At 68.5% G+C, this 16,405-nt stretch carries 16 protein-coding genes; 4 read left to right on the top strand and 12 right to left on the bottom strand.

Annotated features, from left to right (window positions below):
* Both ABNX41_RS09350 and ABNX41_RS09345 read right to left on the bottom strand, forming a co-directional pair.
* Nucleotides 1-1,425: an aldehyde dehydrogenase family protein gene (locus ABNX41_RS09350; protein ID WP_438669462.1), complete on the bottom strand. Its 1,425-nt coding sequence runs from the start codon at nucleotides 1,423-1,425 to the stop codon at nucleotides 1-3.
* 110 nt (nucleotides 1,426-1,535) lie between these two features.
* Nucleotides 1,536-1,733 carry a DUF3553 domain-containing protein gene (locus tag ABNX41_RS09345; protein ID WP_438669461.1) on the bottom strand — a complete coding sequence of 66 codons (198 nt, stop codon included), beginning with the start codon at nucleotides 1,731-1,733 and terminating at the stop codon, nucleotides 1,536-1,538.
* On the opposite strand from ABNX41_RS09345, the gene ABNX41_RS09340 reads away from it, so the two are divergent.
* Entirely contained in the window at nucleotides 1,732-2,331 is a 600-nt protein-coding gene (locus ABNX41_RS09340) for a histidine phosphotransferase family protein (RefSeq protein WP_438669460.1), read from the top strand. The two genes, ABNX41_RS09345 and ABNX41_RS09340, sit on opposite strands and share 2 nt — an antisense overlap.
* Before the next feature lie 131 nt (nucleotides 2,332-2,462).
* Here the strand turns inward: ABNX41_RS09340 and ABNX41_RS09335 are convergent, their stop codons facing one another.
* From ABNX41_RS09335 to ABNX41_RS09310, 6 genes are all read right to left on the bottom strand, one after another.
* Nucleotides 2,463-3,182, bottom strand: coding sequence for a sulfate/molybdate ABC transporter ATP-binding protein (locus ABNX41_RS09335; RefSeq protein ID WP_438669459.1), 720 nt, complete (start codon nucleotides 3,180-3,182; stop codon nucleotides 2,463-2,465).
* Nucleotides 3,183-3,269: 87 nt separating this feature from the next.
* Nucleotides 3,270-4,184, bottom strand: coding sequence for a sulfate ABC transporter permease subunit CysW (gene cysW, locus ABNX41_RS09330; protein WP_438669458.1), 915 nt, complete (start codon nucleotides 4,182-4,184; stop codon nucleotides 3,270-3,272).
* A complete protein-coding gene (cysT, locus tag ABNX41_RS09325) occupies nucleotides 4,177-5,013 on the bottom strand; it encodes a sulfate ABC transporter permease subunit CysT (protein ID WP_438669457.1) in 837 nt (278 codons plus the stop codon). Before cysT ends, cysW begins: the two co-directional genes overlap by 8 nt.
* A 15-nt stretch (nucleotides 5,014-5,028) precedes the next feature.
* Complete coding sequence (locus ABNX41_RS09320; protein ID WP_438669456.1) at nucleotides 5,029-6,066, bottom strand: sulfate ABC transporter substrate-binding protein; 1,038 nt, start codon at nucleotides 6,064-6,066, stop codon at nucleotides 5,029-5,031.
* 174 nt (nucleotides 6,067-6,240) lie between these two features.
* Entirely contained in the window at nucleotides 6,241-6,534 is a 294-nt protein-coding gene (locus ABNX41_RS09315) for a hypothetical protein (RefSeq protein WP_438669455.1), read from the bottom strand.
* Between the two features lie 299 nt (nucleotides 6,535-6,833).
* Nucleotides 6,834-7,301 carry an RrF2 family transcriptional regulator gene (locus tag ABNX41_RS09310; RefSeq protein ID WP_438669454.1) on the bottom strand — a complete coding sequence of 156 codons (468 nt, stop codon included), beginning with the start codon at nucleotides 7,299-7,301 and terminating at the stop codon, nucleotides 6,834-6,836.
* A 213-nt stretch (nucleotides 7,302-7,514) separates the two neighbouring features.
* On the opposite strand from ABNX41_RS09310, the gene ABNX41_RS09305 reads away from it, so the two are divergent.
* Nucleotides 7,515-7,988 carry an Lrp/AsnC family transcriptional regulator gene (locus ABNX41_RS09305; RefSeq protein WP_438669453.1) on the top strand — a complete coding sequence of 158 codons (474 nt, stop codon included), beginning with the start codon at nucleotides 7,515-7,517 and terminating at the stop codon, nucleotides 7,986-7,988.
* A gap of 30 nt (nucleotides 7,989-8,018) precedes the next feature.
* Here the strand turns inward: ABNX41_RS09305 and ABNX41_RS09300 are convergent, their stop codons facing one another.
* The 4 genes from ABNX41_RS09300 to ABNX41_RS09285 all read right to left on the bottom strand — a co-directional run bounded on the left by ABNX41_RS09300 (nucleotide 8,019) and on the right by ABNX41_RS09285 (nucleotide 13,519).
* Nucleotides 8,019-9,692: an ABC transporter permease gene (locus ABNX41_RS09300; RefSeq protein ID WP_438669452.1), complete on the bottom strand. Its 1,674-nt coding sequence runs from the start codon at nucleotides 9,690-9,692 to the stop codon at nucleotides 8,019-8,021.
* Nucleotides 9,693-9,708: 16 nt separating this feature from the next.
* Nucleotides 9,709-10,656 (bottom strand): ABC transporter substrate-binding protein, encoded by a 948-nt coding sequence (locus ABNX41_RS09295; RefSeq protein ID WP_438669451.1) that lies wholly within the window; start codon nucleotides 10,654-10,656, stop codon nucleotides 9,709-9,711.
* 7 nt (nucleotides 10,657-10,663) lie between these two features.
* A complete protein-coding gene (locus tag ABNX41_RS09290; RefSeq protein WP_438669450.1) occupies nucleotides 10,664-11,758 on the bottom strand; it encodes an ABC transporter ATP-binding protein in 1,095 nt (364 codons plus the stop codon).
* Between the two features lie 129 nt (nucleotides 11,759-11,887).
* Nucleotides 11,888-13,519 carry a phospholipase D-like domain-containing protein gene (locus ABNX41_RS09285; RefSeq protein WP_438669449.1) on the bottom strand — a complete coding sequence of 544 codons (1,632 nt, stop codon included), beginning with the start codon at nucleotides 13,517-13,519 and terminating at the stop codon, nucleotides 11,888-11,890.
* Nucleotides 13,520-13,998: 479 nt separating this feature from the next.
* On the opposite strand from ABNX41_RS09285, the gene ABNX41_RS09280 reads away from it, so the two are divergent.
* Nucleotides 13,999-14,250, top strand: a complete 252-nt coding sequence (locus ABNX41_RS09280; RefSeq protein WP_438669448.1) for a GlsB/YeaQ/YmgE family stress response membrane protein — start codon at nucleotides 13,999-14,001, stop codon at nucleotides 14,248-14,250.
* Between the two features lie 385 nt (nucleotides 14,251-14,635).
* Nucleotides 14,636-16,333, top strand: coding sequence for a D-lactate dehydrogenase (gene dld, locus ABNX41_RS09275; RefSeq protein ID WP_438669447.1), 1,698 nt, complete (start codon nucleotides 14,636-14,638; stop codon nucleotides 16,331-16,333).
* The last annotated feature ends 72 nt before the right edge of the window (nucleotides 16,334-16,405 follow it).

Genomic DNA, 16,405 nt, shown 5'->3' with positions numbered 1-16,405 from the left:
TCAGACCATGCGCCGCAAAAGCTGCGCGACGATCCGCCGCAGCCGCCCGCCGGGCGGGTCGAACAGAAAGCCCCCGTTCAGCCGTGGCTGGTCCAGCACCGGGCGCAGATGGCTGAAAGTGTCGAACCCCGTCCGGCCGTGATAGGCGCCCATGCCGCTTTCCCCCAGGCCCCCGAAGGGCAGCGGATGGGCGGCGACATGGAAGACCGTCTCGTTGACACAGACCCCGCCCGAGCGGGTGCCCTCCAGCCAGAAGGCGCGCTCGGCCCGGTCTTCGGTGAAGAGGTAAAGCGCCAGCGGCACCGGGCGGGCCAGGATCATGGCGCGCGCCTCTTCGGGGCTGTCATAAGGCAGGATCGGCAGGATGGGGCCGAAGATCTCTTCGCGCATCAGGCGGCCGTCCAGGGGCGGATCCAGCACCAGGGTCGGCGTCAGCCGCCCCGGCGCGGGCCCGGCGCCGGGGGGCAGGATCTCGCGGATCCCCGCGCCCCGGGCGCGGGCCTCGTCCAGCATGGCGTGGAGCCGCGCCAGATGGTCATCGGTCAGGATCGCGGTGAAATCCGGGCTTGCGGGGCCCTGCGGGAAAAAGCCCGCGATCGCTGCCGCGACCAGATCGGCGAATTCCGCCACCCGCGCGCGCGGCACCAGCGCGTAATCGGGCGAGACGCAGACCTGGCCCGCGTTCATCACCTTGCCGAAGGCGATGCGCCGCGCCGCGCGGGCCATATCCCCTCGCAGCCCCAGGATCGCCGGGGATTTCCCGCCCAGTTCCAGCGTCACCGGCACCAGATTGCGCGCCGCCGCCTGGGCGATCTGCCGCCCCACCCGGGTCGAGCCGGTGAATAACAGATGGTCGAAGGGCAGATCCGCGAAGGCCCGCGCCAGTTCCACCCCGCCGGGATGGACCGAAAGCTCATCCGGCGCGAAAGCGCCCTCGACCATGCGCGCCAAAAGGGCCGAGGTGCGGGGCGTCAGTTCCGAAGGCTTCACCAGCACACGGTTTCCCGCCGCCAGCGCCGCCGCCACCGGGGCGAGCGTCAGATAGACCGGAAAGTTCCACGGCGCGATCACCCCTGCCACGCCCTTCGGCTGCGGCAGGACACGCCCGCGCGCGGGCCAGAGATAAAGTGGCATCCCCACCCGCCGCGCCCGCATCCAGCGCCGCAGATGCCGCCGGTTCGAGCGGATCTCGCCCAGGGGAAATGTCACGTCGAACACCCGCGCCTCGAAGGCCGAGCGATGGCCGAAATCGGCCCGCATCGCCGCGACCAGATCCTCTTCCCGCGCCAGAAGCGCCGCCTCAAGCCGTCGCAGACGGTCGATGCGCAAGGCCGCGGGCGGCATCGGCGCGGCCAGATGGGCAGCGCGGGCGGCGGCGAAACCGGCATGCAGCCGGGCGGCGGCGGTCTCATCCTCAGGCGTCATGGCAGAGTGCTCCAGTCCTGGCCGATCCGGCGGGCGCGACCGGGGCCACGGCACTTGTCCCAGCCGCATCAAACGGTTGCATCATTTCCTTCGCGGACGCACTATGCGTTTCAGGCACTGAAATCGGGCAGCAAAGCCACGAATCTGCTGTCGATCACCTGTTTGCCCGCGTGCTCGAAGTTCACCGTAACCCGTCCGCCGATATTGGACTGCACCTGTCCCAGGCCCCAATCCGGGCGGGACGGGTGGCGGACGAACATACCCGGTTCGAGCAGCGAATTCATCGACGTCACGGAGAAGCCTTTCATGTCCGACAAGCCCGATCTCGCTGCCCTCATCGGCTCGCGCATCTGCCATGACCTTATCAGCCCGATCGGCGCCATCGGCAACGGGGTCGAGCTGCTGATGATGGAAGGAAATGCCAAGGCGAGCCCCGAACTCGCGCTGATCGCCGAAAGCGTGGCCCATGCCAATGCCCGGATCCGCTTCTTCCGCGTGGCCTTCGGCGCGGCCGGGCGCGACCAGCGCATCTCGCGCACAGAGGTCGCGGCGATTCTGGGCGCGATGGCGCAGGGCGGGCGGCTGCATGTGGAATGGCAAAGCGGCCAGGACCTGCCGCGACCCGAGGTGAAACTGGTCTTCCTGCTGCTGCAATGCGTGGAAAGCGCGATGGCCTGGGGCGGCGAGGTGACGGTCGAGGAAAGCGGCGCGGGATGGCGGATCGAGGCCAGGGCGGCAAGGATGAGGGCCGATCCGACGCTCTGGTCCACCCTGGGCGGTGCGCGCACCGCCGAAGACCTTGGCGCGGCACATGTGCATTTCGCGCTGGTCCCCCGGGCGCTGGCGGCACAAGGGCGGCGATTGACCTGCGCCCTGGGCGAGACGACGATCTCGCTGCGGTTCTGACCGGCGGGCGAAGGCAGCAGATAGCGAGGCCGGGAACACGCGAAGGGCAAGACCCGGGCAGGGAACGACGCTGAGCGGGCCAGGTCGCCCGCTCCCCCCCTCGGAAGCCGACCTCCGGGCCCCGCCCGCCCTCAGGCGGTGATGAAATCGCGCACGAAATCGGTGGCGGGGCGGGCGCGGATGTCGGCGGGCTTGCCGATCTGCTCGATCCGGCCCATCGACATCACCACGACTAGATCGGCAAGTTCCATCGCCTCTTCCTGGTCATGGGTGACGAAGATCGTTGTCAGGCCGGTCTCGTCATGGATGTCGCGCAGGCCCTGGCGCAATTCCTTCCTGACCTTGGCGTCGAGTGCGCCGAACGGCTCGTCCAGAAGCAGCATGCGCGGCTCGATCGCCAGCGCCCGCGCCAGCGCCACCCGCTGGCGCTGACCGCCAGAAAGCTGGCTGGTATAGCGACTGCCGATCTCGGGAAGCTGGATCAGTTCCAGCAGCCTGGTCACCCGGCGGGTGATCTCGTCGCGCGTGGGGCGGGTCGCGCGGGGGCGGGCGCGCAGCCCGTAGGCGATGTTCTCGAACACCGTCATATGGCGGAAGAGGGCATAGGACTGGAACACGAAACCGGCGCGGCGCTGCTGCACCGTCAGGTTGGTCGCATCCTCGCCATCGAACAGCACCCGCCCCGAGGTCGGATATTCAAGCCCCCCCAGGATGCGCAGAAGCGTGGTCTTGCCCGAGCCCGAAGGCCCCAGCAGCGCGACCAGCGCGCCCGATGGCAGGTTGAGCGAAACCGGGTGAAGCGCGGCGGTCGAGCCGAACAGTTTGGTGATCTCGTCGATCTCGATATGCATGGCTTGCGGTCCTTCCTTCTGTCTCCGGCGCGGCGCCTGGCAAGGCCGGGACATTTGGGTCAGCAGGTCTTCGGTGGCGACGGGTCTTCAGTGACGGCGCATCGCGGCGAGCTGGTCGGCATGGCGGATCTCAAGGGCGGTCTTCAGCAGCAGCGTCAGCAGCGCCAGAACCGTCAGCAGCGCCGCCAGCGAGAAGGCCGCCACCGAGAGATATTCGTTATACATCATCTCGATGGTGATCGGCATCGTGGCGGTCTGGCCCCGGATCTTGCCCGAGACCACGGCAACTGCGCCGAATTCGCCCATGGCGCGGGCGTTGCACAAAAGCACGCCGTAAAGCAAAGCCCAGCGGATGTTCGGCAGCGTCACCGTCAGGAAGGTGCGCAGCCCCGAGGCGCCCAGCGTCAGCGCGGCCTCTTCCTCGGCCCGGCCCTGTTCGATCATCACCGGGATCAGTTCGCGCGCGACGAAGGGGAAGGTGACGAAGATCGTCGCCAGCACCACGCCGGGCAGCGCGAAGACGATCGGATAGCCGTTCGCGACCAGCCAGCCGCCGAAGGCGGTATTGGCGCCGAACATCAGGACGATGGAAAGCCCCGCCACCACCGGAGAGATCGAGAACGGCAGGTCGATCAGCGTGATCAGGAAGGCCTTGCCGCGAAAATCGAACTTGGTGATGAACCAGGCGGCGGCGATGCCGAAAAGCGCGTTCAGCGGCACCGAGATCGCCGCGATGGTCAGGGTCAGCCTGATCGCCTGCTGCGCATCGCGCGAGCCAAGGCTTTTCACCGCCGCGGCCCATCCCCGCGACAAGGCCTCGGCGAAGATGGCGGCCATGGGCGCGAAGACCAGGACCCCCAGCCCCACCACTGCAAGGGCGATCAGGCTCCAGCGCAGGAACGGGCTTTCCTCGGTCGCCGGGCGGAAGGCGCGCGGCGGGGCGGCGGGGCGGCGCCCGCCGTGGCCCGCGCCGCGGCCCCCGTTCAGGGTTGCGTCAGACATGTCCGATCCTCCGGCGGCTCCAGATCTGGATCAGGTTTATGACCAGAAGCATGGCGAACGAAATGACCAGCATGGCGATCCCGATCGAGGCCGCGCCGTCATAGTTGAATTCCTCAAGCTGGATCACGATCAAGAGGGGCGCGATCTCGGTCACCAGCGGGCGGTTCCCGGCGATGAAGATGACCGATCCGTATTCGCCGACCGCCCGCGCCAGGGACAGCGCGAATCCGGTCAGCGCGGCGGGCAGCAGCGCGGGCAGGATCACCCGCCACAGGGTATAGGCGCGGGTGGCGCCCAGGGTGGCCGAGGCCTCTTCGACCTCGGATTCGAGTTCCTCGATCACCGGCTGGACGGTACGGGTGACGAAGGGCAGGCCCACGAAGACCAGAGCGATGAAGATCCCCCATTGGGTATAGGCGATCTTCCAGTCGATGGCCGCCGCCCAGGAGCCGAAAACGCCCTTGGGCGCGTAAAGCGCGGTCAGCGCGATCCCCGCCACCGCCGTCGGCAGCGCGAAGGGCAGATCGACCGCCGCGTCGATGATGCGGAGGCCGGGGAAGCGGTAGCGCACCAGCACCCAGGCCAGGATGACGCCGAAGACCAGGTTGAAGAGCGCCGCGAACAGCGACAGCCGGAACGACAGGAACAGCGCGCGCCAGACCCGCTCGCGGTTCACCGTTTCCCACATGTTGCCGAAGCCGAAACCGATGCCCTGCGCAAGCAGGGCACCGATGGGCAGCAGCACCACGATGGACAGCATGGTCAGCGTGATCCCCGCGCTGATGCCAAGGCCCGGCATCGGGGATCGGTGGATCAGGGGTCTGCCCATCGTTCTGCCTTTTTCCTACTTCTTGGTATAGATCTGGTCGAAGGTGCCGCCGTCACCGAAATGTTCGGGCTGCGCCTTCACCCATCCCCCGAAATCCTCGATGGTGACAAGCTCTAGTTCGGGGAAACGTGCAACATCCTCGGGATCCGCCTCGGAAGCGTCCCAGGCGCGGTAATAGTTCTTGAAGGCAATCGCCTGGCCCACCGGGCTGTAGAGGTAGTCCAGATAGGCCTCGGCCAACTTCAGCTGCTCATCGGTCCTGATATTGCCCGGGACCAGCGCCACCGGCGGCTCGGCCAGGATCGAAAGCGAGGGCACCACGATCTCGAATTCGTCGGGGCCGAGTTCTTCCAGCGCCAGATAGGCCTCGTTCTCCCAGGCCAGCAGCACATCACCGATGCCGCGCTGCACGAAGGTCGTGGTCGAACCACGCGCGGCGGTGTCGAGCACCGGAACGTGTTCGTAAAGCTCTTTCACGAATGCGGCCGGATCGCGGCCGTTCTTCTCGGCCCAGGCCCAGGCGGCCAGATAGTTCCAGCGCGCGCCGCCCGAGGTCTTGGGATTCGGCGTGATCACCTCGACGCCGTCCTGCACCAGATCGCCCCAGTCTTGCAGGTTCTTCGGATTGCCCGCGCGGACCAGGAAGACGATGGTCGAGGTATAGGGCGAGGCGTTGTGCGGCAGCTTGGTCTGCCAGTCGAGCGGGAGCTTGCCGCTCTGGGCCACGCGGTCGATGTCGCCCGCAAGCGCCAGCGTCAGCACATGGGCCTCAAGCCCCTCGACCACCGAACGCGCCTGCGAGCCCGAGCCGCCATGGGTGGTGTCGATCACCGGCGCGGGATTGCCAAGACCCACCCAATATTCGGCGAAAGCCTCGTTGAACTGGCGGTAAAGCTCGCGCGTGGGGTCATAGCTGACGTTCAGCAGCGATTGGGCCTGCACCGGCGCCGTGCCGGTGACCCCCATCGCGGCCAGCGCGACGGCGGCGACGGCGCCCTTGATCAGGCGCGCAAGCGCGATGTGGCGCCGGGTCTGGGTCAGATCTCTGGACATGGATTTCTCCTTGGTCTTCTGGGCGGGATCGGCGGCTTCCGGCGCGCCTGCCCTGCGGAGGAAAGGGATGGAGGCGAAAGAAGGAAGCAGCGGGGCGAGACCCTGGAACTCCTGTGGCGGATGCAAGACCGTCATCGGGTCGTCTTCCGTTGCTGCGGTTCGGATCCTGGCGGCTCAGGGCTCGATGGCATCGACGCGGACTTCCCAGGCGCCGCGGTCGCGGCCTTCGAGAAGCTCGGCCATCGCCTCGGCCGGATTGCGGGTGAAGACCACCAGCGGGCTGCCGTTGACGCGATGGGTCAGGCCTGTGCGGCGGTCGATCAGGCGGACGACACAGGTGCCGTTGCTGCCGGGCATGGCGGCGGGGGCGGGGGCGGCGACCGGCGCGGCGACCGGGGCCGGACGCATCAGGCCGGGGCGGCGGTGCCCGGGGCGGGCAAAGAGGGTGCCGGAAGCTGCGGCGAACATCTGCTGTCTCCTTCCTGTTCCTCTCGGGCAGTGCCTGCCCGGCATCTGCCGGGGCCTGTCCTGCCCGACCTGTTCGGGCCGGGCCCGTGCGGCCCCGCCAATACCCAAATAACGACAGAGATTATCGAGTTTAGCAAACGAAAAATCGCGGTAATATTGGCCGTAGCCGTAGAATAATTTTCCTTATTGCCCTCGGAGCCCGCCGGATCCACGCAAATCAATCTCATTCCCTGCCGGGCGAGGCGGGAACGAAACGGCGGCAATGCGCGGGAATTGCACGGGTCCGGGCGCGCGCGGCCCTAGCCGCTCATCACCTGGCCGCCCATCACCGTCTCGGCCACCGCCGAGGATCTCACCATATCCTCAAGCGTCAGCGACTCGATGATCAGCAGATAGGACCAGAACACCTCGGCAAACACCTTGCGGATGCGGCACGAGGCTTCGTCCACGCAATCCTCGCAGCGTTGATAGGCGCGGCGCGACAGGCAGGGCAAGGGCGCGATCGGCCCGTCGATCAGCCGCAGCATCTCGGAGATCGAGACATCGGCAGGTTTCTTGATCAGCGCATAGCCGCCCGAGCGCCCGCGCGTCGAGGCGATGATCCCGGCGTTGCGCACCTCAAGCAGGATATGCTCCAGAAACCGCTTGGGCGTGCCCGATCGGCGTGCGATCTCTTCGATCGTCAGCGCCTCGGGGCTGTCGCGCCGGGCTTCGTCGGCCAGAACCAGAAGCGCCTTGAGCGCATATTTCATCTTCTGCGTGATCATGGCTGCCAGACTAGAAGTGCAAAGGTCGCGAATCAATGTCGGGATTGGTGACATTCCCGCCCTGCACCTCGCACTTATGGCGGAAAGGTCAAGAAAACAAAGGTTTCAATCCCGCGAATAAATATACGATAAAAACAGTAGACAAAAAGTTCTTTTTTCGACCACCATAGGCCAGAGCCGCCATGTCGCGCGCCTCAAGGCAGGAGAAGACCAATGGACGACCTCGATCTGATCGACCGCAAGATCGTGGCAGAACTTATGCGCGATGCAACCCTTCCGGTGGCCCAGATCGCCGACCGGGTCGGGCTGTCGCAGACCCCGTGCTGGAAGCGCATCCAGAAGCTTGAGGCCAACGGCGTGCTGACCGGACGGGTCGCGCTGGCCGATCCGGCGCGGCTGGGATTCGGGCTGACGGTCTTCATCGGGATCGAGGCCCCCGACCACACCGCCGAATGGCGCGAATCCTTTGCCCGCGCGGTCCATGCCATCCCCGAGATCATGGAGACCTATCGCATGGCGGGCGAGATGGACTATCTTCTGCGGGTCGCCGTGGCGGATATGTCGGCCTTCGACGGGCTCTACAAGCGGCTGACCGATGCGGTGCCGATCAAGAACGTCACCTCGCATTTCGCGATGGAGCGGATGAAGTTCACCACCGCCTATCCGGTGGACACGCGCAACCGCTGACCGGCGCGGGGGGCGGGCCGCGCAACCGCCTCAAAGCAGGTTGCCGCGCCGTCCCATCAGGCTAAGCACCACCAGGGGCAGCGCGGTGGTGATCAGGATGGTGACGAAGGCCATCGCCATGCCCAGCCCCACCGATCCCTGTTCGAACTGGCGCCAGATATAGGTCGAGATCACCCGCACCCCCACCGGCGCCACCACGACCGAGGCCACCAGCTCGCGCGTGGCCACCGCGAAGACCAGGAGCATCGAGGCCAGCAGCCCCGGCGCGATCAGGGGCAGCAGGATGCGGCGGAAGGCGGTGACCGGCGTCGCGCCGCAGACCCGCGCGGCGGCCTCCAGATTGTCGCCGATCTGATGGAAGGCGGCGGTGGCGTAGCGCACCGGCTGCGGCAGCAGGATGCAGCAATAGGCCAGAAGCAGGATCAGCGCGGTGTTGTAGGGCGTCACCGGCAACCAGGGCTGGTTCCAGGCCAGGATCAGCCCCACCGCGACGACGATCCCCGGCAGCGCATTCGGCAGGATGGTCAGCGCATCCAGAAGCCCCCTGCCCCGCATCCGCGACTTCACCACCGCATAGGCCGCCAGCGCCCCCAGGATCCCCGTCACCAGCGCCGCGGCAAGGCCCAGGCTCAGGCTGGTGGTCAGCGCCTTCAGCGCACCGCCGCCATCCGACAGGATCGCGGCGAAATTGCCGAAACCCAGGTTGGACCAGGCCAGCCCGCCCGAGATCGTCCGCGACAGCGCCGTCACCAGGATCGCCAGCAGCGGCAACCCGGTCGAGACCAGCGCGACCAGCCCGAACAGCGCCAGCACCGGCCAGCGCCAGCGGCCCAGCGGGCGCTTGGCGCCCTCTTGCGGCTTGCCGGTGGTGATCTGGTAGCTGCGCCGGGTCAGGATCCAGCGTTGCAGAAGGAAGGCGCCGAAGGACATCGCCACCAGCAACAGCGACAGGATCGCCGCGCCCGGCAGGTCGATCGGCCAGTCCGAGACCCTCAGGTCGATCGCCGTCACCAGCACCTCGAACCCCGCGCGGCGGCCCAGGGCGGCGGGGGTGCCGTATTCCTCGATCGCCATGGCGAAGACCAGCAGCAGGCTGGCGGCAAGCCCCGGCGTCGTCAGCGGCAGCGTCACCCGCCAGAACGCCCGCACCGGCCCGGCGCCGAAGACCCGCGCCACATCGCCATAGCGCGAGCCCACCGCCTCGACCGTGCGCGAGACCGCGAAATAGACCACCGGAAAGGTGTTCAGCGTCATCACGAAGACGATGCCGGGCAACGAGAACAAGAATCCCGACAGGTCGAACCCCGCGACCTGCGCCAGACAACCCCGGGGCTGAAGCGTCATGATCCAGCCCAGCGTCGCGATATAGGGCGGGATCATGAAGGGCACCAGGAACAGCAGGTCCCAGACCATGGCGCCCGGCAGCCGGAACAGCCCGCGCACGATGGCGAGCGGCACCGCGACCAGCGCCGAAAGCGTCACCACCCCCAGCCCGAGCCCGAGCGTGTTCGCGATCATCCTGACAAGCTTCGGATTCGCCAGCGCCGGGATCACCGCCGAGAAGGGCGCGGCCAGCGAGCCGCGACCAAGCTGCGGAAACACCGCCTGCAACAGGATGAAAAGGAAGGGCACCGCCACGACAAGGACCAACCCCGCGGCCGCGACGATCACGACCGCGCCGACGCCTTCCCGTGCCGATGCCATTCCCTATGTCCCCGTCTTATTTGGCGAAGGTTTCGCCGAAGGTCGCCAGCGTCGACTCGCGCGCGCCCTGCACCGCCTCGGCATCCACCGGAAGGATGGTCAGATCGGCGATCAGCGGGCGCGCGGCGGCGATGTCGCCGCGGGCAGGCATCAGGTTGCTGTCCGCGACGACGGTCTGGCCCGCATCCGACAGGATATAGTCGACGAACTGCTTCGCCTCGTCCTGGTTCTTCGACCATTCCAGGATCATCACCGGGCGCGGCGCGATCACGGTGCCGCTTTCGGGGAAGATCACCTCGATCGTTTCGCCCTTGGCCTGGCCGTTGAACGAGATGTAGTCGACCGCGCCGAAGACGGCGGCCTTGGCGCCTTGCAGGACGGGGTTCAGCGCCTCGGCATTGGCGCCGACGACGATGGCACCATTGGCGGCCAGGCCCTCGAACAGGTCCCAGCCCTGGCTGGCGGACAGCGCGGCCACCAGCTCGAACGTGGCGCCCGACTGCGCCGGATCGGGCAGGGTCACCAGATCGCGGAACGGCTCGGTCGTCAAGTCCGACCATTCCGCCGGGCGCGGCGTGCCCGAAGTCGGGTTCCAGGCGATGGCCAGCGCCGAGACGCCCTGGGCGACGGCGGTTTCGGTCTTGAGGAAGTCGGGCACATTCGCCGCGTTCGGGCTGTCATAGGACACGAGCCAGCCGCGCGCGGCGAAATCCGTCGCGGTATCCCACGAGGCCGAGATCAGCACGTCCACCACCGGATTGGCGGCCTCGGCCTCGATCCGGGCCATGACCTGGCCGGTGGTCGCCTGGAAGACTTCGACGCCCACGCCGGTCTCGGCGGTGAAGCCCTCGGCCAGCTTCTCGATCAGCGCGGCGGGGCCGGCGGTATAGACAGTGATGTCGGCGAAGGCCGGGGCGGCAAGGGCCAGAAATGCGGCGCTGGCACGCAGGCTTTGTTTCAGCATGATGTCCTCAGGAAACCGGGGCGGTGCCGTCCGCCGGGAACCAGCGGATACGTTCGGAGACGATCTCCAACCCGATGCGCTCCCCGGGGCGCATGCGGGAATCGCTTGAAATCTGAAGGCTCTGCGGCGCCCCCGGCCCGTCGAGCAGGACGGTCACCGCATAGGCCATGTCGCGGTATTGCACCGTCTTGACCCGGCCGGTCAGCCGGGCCTCTTCGGCGGGGGCAAGGCGCAGCGCGCGCGGGGTGAACAGCGCCCGCGCGGCCCCCGCATCCGGCCCGCCGGAAAGCCCGGCCAGGCGCCCGCCTATGGCCCATTCGCCGCCCGCGCGGGCCAGGTCCAGCACGGTGCCCAGACGCAGGAATTCGGCGATCCGCGCGCTGGCCGGGGCCTCGGTCAAGGCCTCGGGGGCGGCGATCTGGGTGATGCGCCCGGCCTCCATCACCGCGACCCGATCGGCCAGGGTCAAGGCCTCGGACTGGTCGTGGGTGACATAGATCGCGGTCAGGCCCAGCGAGGCGATCAGCGCACCCAACTCGGCCACCATGGTCTCGCGCAGCTCGCGGTCGAGGTTCGACAGCGGCTCGTCGAAGAGCACGATCCGCGGCTCGGCCACGATGGCGCGGGCAATGGCGACGCGCTGCTGCTGGCCCCCCGACAGCGCCGAGGGCGAGCGGTCGGCCAGCGCCGCAAGGCCCACCCGCTCCAGCGCAGCCGCCACGCGGCGATCGCGCTCGACCCGCGGCATCCGGGCCATTTCCAGCGGGAAGGCGACATTTCCGGCCACGCTCAGATGCGGCCAGAGCGCGTAATCCTGGAACACCATCCCCAGGCCCCGCCGCTCGGGCGGGACGAAAAGGCCGGGCCCGGCGACCGGGGCGCCCGCGACGCGGATCTCGCCGCTGTCGGGCGCCAGCAGCCCCGCGACCAGCCGCAGAAGCGTGGTCTTGCCGCAGCCCGAGGGGCCGAGCAGCGCCAGCACCTGGCCCGAGGCCAGATCGAGGTCGATTCCGTCAAGGATCCGCGTCGCGCCATGGGCAAGGCCAAGGCCCCGGGCCGAGACCGCGATGGCCGGGGCGTCGTTCTGTGCTGCCGGTGCCACTTCTGTCCCTGCCCCCAGTCCTGCGCGCGGAACCGACCCTGCGCGGATCGATCCTGCCCGGCGGATATAGCGGCCAGATGACAGGCATGTGACAGGTGGGCCCCTTCGCGCGCCAGGGGCCCGTGCGCCTCAGCGGCCTGCGCCGGGCCCGCGGCGAAGCCGGGCGCGCAGCCGGTCCCAGCCCCGGAACAGGCCGCGCCGGGTGGTCGGCTCGAAGATCTCCTCGGGCCCGTCGGGGTCGAGGATCTCGTTCTCGGCCAGCCAGCTTTCCAGGTCCGAAAGCGCCGGGATGCGATAGGGCTCAAGGCTGCGGCCCGGGCCGCGCAGCGCCTCGACGGTGGCGATCAGCGATCCGGTCTCGGCCAGACGGCGCGTGACCTCGGCGGGTTCGACGCCCAGATGCTCGGCCAGAAGATCGTCGCGCAGCGCGGCGATCCGGGGGCCGAGGCCTTCGTTCCCCGGTTCGCCAACCGAAAGGATCACGTCGCATTCGGTGTCCAGCCGCATCGAGCGGTTGTTGAGGTTCGACGAGCCCACCCGCAGCACATGGTCGTCCACCACCATCACCTTGGCATGGACATAGATCGGCGCGCCGCCTTCGGTCCGGGGGTGGTAGATGCGCAGCCGACCCTGCCGGTCGTGCCTGCGCAGCGCGCTGACCAGCCGGGCGCGAGCGGTGTCCATCGCCAGTTGCTCCAGCCAGCCGTCGGCGGCCTCGGGGGTGACGAGGACGATCTCGGGCGGATCCTCCTCGGTCAGCCTCTGCGCAATGGCGCGTGCCACCCGGCGCGAGGCGAAATACTGGCTTTCGGCATAGATCATCCGCCGCGCGCCCGCGATCAGGTCGAGCCAAGCGGTCTCGACCTCATGCAGGGGCGGGTTGTCCTTCATCGCGGGGGCCGAGCGGGCGATGGCAAGGCGGGGGCGGGCAAAGCCGGACTCCCGCCCACCCGGCAAGCATTCGGGCCAGCATTCGCCGCAATCCGCGCAGGGTGCAAGCGTCTCGCCGGTCGCGGCCTTCCAGCGGGCGCGGGCCAGATCGCCCATGGCGCGGGCGGCGGCGCCGTCGAAGGCGCTGGTCGCGTCGTGCCAGGGGCCGTGACGACGCCCGCCGGGGCTGACCCGGCGCGGATCGCGGTCGAGATGCGCGCGGGTGTCCCAGCGTTGCATAGTCATGTCGATGCCGCCGCAGAAGGCGATGCTGTCGTCGATCACCACGATCTTCTGGTGATGGGCCGAGGCGAGGGGATGCGCGGCGTCGAGCCGCAGGGTGATGCGCGGATGCGCCTTCCAGCGCAGGACCGTCCACAGGGTATTGCCGCGCAAAAGCGCCTTGAAGGCGCCGGTGTCCCAGCGCAGCAGCCGGATCTCCAGCCCCGGGGCGCGGTCGGCCAGCCAGAGGATGAAATCGCCAAGGCACTCCGGCCCGCCATCGGCGGGCGCATCAGTCGCGGGATCGCCCTGCCCGTCGCCGGTCCGATCTCCCCCGCGCTCCTCCCCCCGGCCCGAGGGATCGTCGGTGCCGAAGGCGATCCGTGCGTCGAAATCCCATCCGATCATCAGGATCGAATGCCGCGCCTTCAGCATCGCCCGGCGCAGGGCGGTGAAGTAATCCGCCGCATCCACGATGAAGGCGAAACGGTCGGCCTGCTCGATCCGCCAGCAGTTGACGCCGGGCGTCAGGGCCGCCGTCGCGGTCCCGGGTGCGATATGGGCCGGGCGCATCTTGTCGGTCGGGCCCGTCTCGGCGGCTCTCACCATGGCTCCCCCATCTTTCTTCTCGCCGCCAGTCCTGCTTGCCACCAGCCTTGCGGCATGACGACCCGTCCCGGGTCCACCTGCCTGTTTCAGAACCCGTCGCCTCAGGGCAGACCGTTCCGGGGCGTGGGCTTTCCGCGCAAGGCACCCCGTGAAGGCGCCCCGTCCCAACGCCTGCCGCGCGGCGGGGTTCCCGCCATCCGTCTCGCCACCGCGAACTTCACCACCGGCAAGTACAGGCTACCGCACCGCATCCGCCCCTCTCGCAACCTTCCCCAACCGGCCCGATCACCGGATCCCGGGCGACAAAACGGCGCGGGAACCGGATGCCTTCCCGGAGGTTATCCCGCCTGATGCCGATGCGCAGCCCGGCGCCCCCCGCCAGAGCCTCCCAAGGGAAAGAGCCTCGCAGGGGAACGCCCTAGCAAGACGCATGACGGATCGCACGCAAACCCGAACAGAAACTCAGAGGGAGAGTTGAAATGGACGATACGAGCATCGGATGGATCGCAGCCATCATCATCGGCGGACTCGCGGGCTGGATCGCCTCCAGCCTGATGAAATCCGACACCGGGATCTTGCTGAACGTGCTGCTCGGCATCATCGGCGCCGCGATCACGAGCTTTCTCTTCGGGCTGCTCGGCGTCTCGTTCGGGGGCTGGGTCGGCTATCTGGTGGCCGGGACGCTTGGCGCCTGCATCCTGATCTGGGGCGCCCGCGCCATCCGGCGCTGAAGCAAACGAGAACGAACGGCGCGGCTTCGCCCGAGGCCGCGCCCGGAGGACATCCCGCCGCCCGAGGCTGCACGCCTCGGGATGGCGCATCACGGCGGCGATCCGGTCCTCTGCCCGGATCTTCGTCCCCCGAGCGGATCCCCGTCCCGATCCGCCTCCGCAGTCCTGCGACATGTCGGCAGACCCGACACTTCCCCGCAAAAACCACCCCAGCCATCTCACGCAAAACCATCCCTTTCACGCAAGACTGGTGGCGCCCGGCGGAAGGGAAGGCGATTATGCCCCCGGGCCCCGGGGCGAATCCGCGTTCGCCCGCCCTGGCCGCTTTCCCGCTAGGAAACGGCGGGGTAAACGGCGACGGCGAAGACCTTGCGAAGATGGTGACATGGACGAAACCCTGCTGATCCAAGAGTTGCGCGCCATCGTCGGCGCGCGCCACTGCCTGACCGGAGACCGCCGGACCGAACGGTTCCGCAAGGGCTTCCGCTCGGGCGAGGGCGCGGCGCTCGCGGTGATCGTCCCCGGCAGCCTGCTGGAGATGTGGCGCGCGCTGGAGCGGCTGGTCGCCGCCGATGTGATCGTGATCATGCAGGCCGCCAATACCGGGCTGACCGAGGGCTCCACCCCCAAGGGCAGTTACGACCGGCCGGTGGTCATCGTCTCGACCCTGCGGCTGGATGCGATCCATGTGCTGCCGGGCGCGCGCCAGGTGGTCAGCCTGCCCGGCGGCACGTTGTTCAAGCTGGAAAAGCTGCTGGCAGGCCACGGGCGCCAGGCACATTCCGTGATCGGCTCGTCCTGCATCGGCGCCTCGATCGTCGGCGGGGTATGCAACAATTCCGGCGGATCGCTGGTGCGCCACGGCCCGGTCTATACCGAGCTTTCGCTTTTCGCCCAGCGCGGCGCCGACGGGGTCCTGCGGCTGGTGAACCATCTGGGGATCGACCTGGGGGGAACGCCCGAAGAGATCCTAGGCCGTCTCGACCGGGGCGAGATCGACCCGGCCGCGGTGCACGAGGGCGCGGGCCGCGCCTCGGACGACAGCTATGCCGAGCGGGTGCGCGAGGTCGACGCCCCCACCCCGGCGCGGTTCAACGCCGATCCGCGCGGGCTTTACGAGGCCTCGGGCTCGGCCGGAAAGGTCGCGGTCTTCGCGGTCCGGCTCGACACCTTTCCCACCGATGCCGAAACGCGGGTCTATTACATCGGCGCCAACGATCCCGCCGCGCTGGCCGGGCTGCGGCGCGGGCTTCTGACGGAATTGCCGGAACTGCCGGTCAGCGGCGAATACATGCACCGCGACTGTTTCGACATCGCGCGGCGCTACGGCAAGGACACGCTGTTGATGATCCACTGGCTGGGCACCGACCGCCTGCCGATGTTCTTCGCGCTGAAAGGCGCCCTCGACGCCCGGCTGAACAAGCTGCGCTTTTTGCCGCGCAACATGGTGGACCGGGTGATGCAGGGCCTGTCGCGGCTGGTGCCCGAGGCCCTGCCCCCCCGGATGCTGGCCTTCCGCGACCGGTTCGAGCATCACCTGATCCTCAAGGTCACCGGCGCCAGCGCCGAAGCGACCGAGCGCCTGCTGGAACGCCACACCCCCGGCGGCTGGTTCCTGTGCGACGGCGCCGAGGCCAAGAAGGCCACGCTGCACCGCTTCGCCGCCGCGGGCGCCGCGATCCGCTATGCCGCCGTGCATCCGGCCGAGGTGGAGGATATCCTCGCCCTCGACATCGCGCTGCGCCGCAACGACGCCGACTGGTTCGAGCGCCTGCCGCCCGAGATTTCCGACCGCCTCGGCCCCAGGCTCTATTACGGGCATTTCCTGTGCCATGTTCTGCATCAGGATTACGTCGTCCGAAAGGGCGAGGATCCGAAGGCGCTGAAGGCCGCGATGCTGGAGATCCTGGACCGGCGCGGCGCGGAATATCCGGCCGAGCACAATGTCGGCCATATCTACACGGCAAAGCCCGCGCTGGCGGCACATTATGCCGCGCTGGATCCGACGAACAGCTTCAACCCCGGGATCGGCGGCACCCCGCGCGAGAAATGCCCGACCTGCGCGGGAAAGGCGCAGGGCTGATCGCCTCTCGCCCGCGCCGATGGCGCCGATGGCGGCCCCAGCCGCCACGCGATGCCGGGCCGCGCGCCTTGC

The organism is Pseudogemmobacter sonorensis, from assembly GCF_042762395.1.
Lineage (GTDB): Bacteria > Pseudomonadota > Alphaproteobacteria > Rhodobacterales > Rhodobacteraceae > Pseudogemmobacter > Pseudogemmobacter sonorensis.
This window is presented reverse-complemented; position numbering and strand designations above follow the sequence as displayed.